This window comes from Kitasatospora sp. A2-31 (genome assembly GCF_022288725.1).
Lineage (GTDB): Bacteria > Actinomycetota > Actinomycetes > Streptomycetales > Streptomycetaceae > Kitasatospora.
In genome coordinates, this window is record NZ_JAKNTA010000169.1 from 1 (window position 1) to 1,503 (window position 1,503).

The following is a 1,503-nucleotide window of genomic DNA, read 5'->3' on the forward strand; positions in this document are numbered from 1 at the left end:
CCCCCCACCCCCTCGAAGAACGGGCCGGGCGCCCACGGGGCGGTCCCCGCCGCGGCGAGTGCGCCCGGGGGACGGGGGATGTACTGGGCCGCCTGGACGGGCAGCGAGACGAACCAGACGAGGGCCGCCTGCAGCAGGTAGACGATCCGCAGCGCGTACCGGGTGCGGGCCGCGCCCTCGGGGGCGCGGGCGAGCATTGCGGCGTAGCGCGGATCCTCCGGTGCGCCCCGGGAGCGCCACCAGATGTGTGCGGACAGGCGCAGACCCCAGACCACGACGAGCACGGTCGCGAGCAGTCGCCGCCCGGGGTCGCCGTGGCCGGCCGAGAGAAGGTAGCCACCGAGTGCGACCGCGGTGAACGCCAGGCCCCAGGCCACGTCCACACCGCGGTGACGGCCACGGCGCACCCCGACCGCGAAGGCCACGAGGAAGACGGCCAGGGACGCACCGGCGCTGACGGCCACGTTGAGGGCGAAGGCGTTGCCGTTCACGTCAGACCTCCGTTCCCGGCCCGGCGGACCGGGGATGCGTTCCCGCCACGGCGGGCGACCGCGACGGCACCTCCGCGGCACGGGGCGCTGAGCCGAACCGGGCTTCCGGGGGCTCCGGCGGCGCTCCGTCGAGCACGTCGCCCGGCCCCCCGGCGATCACCGCGGCGGTGCTCATGCCGTCACCTCCTCCCTGGTCAGGAGCAGCTGGTGGACGTCGAGGTAGCCGGTGCGGAAGCCGGCCTCGCAGTAGGCCAGGTAGAACTCCCACGTCCGCCGGAACACCTCGTCGAACCCGAGGCCGCCGAGTTGCGCGGACTGCTCGGCGAACCGCTCGCGCCACAGGCGCAGCGTCTCGGCGTAGTGGGGCCCGAACGCGTCGGTACGGGTGACCCGCAGCCGGGTGTGGCGCGCCGCGGTCTCCCGGATCGCGCGGACGGACGGGATCCGGCCGCCGGGGAAGATGTACTTGAGGATCCAGGTCTGGGTCCGGCTGCCGGCGAGCATCCGGTCGTGCGGCATCGAGATCGATTGCAGGGCGACCCGGCCGCCGGGGGCGAGGACCCGGTCGAGGGTGGCGAAGTAGTCCGGCCAGAACGGCCGGCCGACGGCCTCGATCATCTCCACGCTGACCACGGCGTCGTACACGCCCTCGGCGGCACGGTAGTCGCAGAGCCGGACCTCGGCGCGGTCGTCGAGCCCGGCACGGGCGATCCGGCGGCGGGCGAGGTCGAGCTGTTCCTCGGAGAGGGTGAGGCTGACCACGCGTGCGCCACGGGTGGCGGCACGCATGGCGAGTTCGCCCCAGCCGGTGCCGATCTCCAGCAGCCTGGTCCCGGGACCGACGCGGGCGAGATCGAGCAGGCGGTCGATCTTGCGGTGCTGGGCGGCGGGCAGCGCGTCCCAGCTCGCCTCCGGTGCGCCGCCGGGTGCCGTCGGGAAGATCGCCGATGAGTAGGTCATCGTCGGGTCGAGGAAGAGGGCGAACAGCTCGTTGGACAGGTCGTAGTGGCGG

General features: G+C 74.3%; 2 protein-coding genes. Both read right to left on the reverse strand.

Going from position 1 to position 1,503, the window contains the following annotated elements; translation table 11 throughout:
• Window positions 1-491: DUF1295 domain-containing protein (locus MCM47_RS40575; protein ID WP_238951813.1), on the reverse strand; the 491-nt coding region annotated here is incomplete at its 3' end.
• A 171-nt stretch (window positions 492-662) separates the two neighbouring features.
• On the reverse strand, window positions 663-1,503 hold an 841-nt coding region (locus tag MCM47_RS40580; RefSeq protein ID WP_238951814.1), incomplete at its 5' end, for a cyclopropane-fatty-acyl-phospholipid synthase family protein.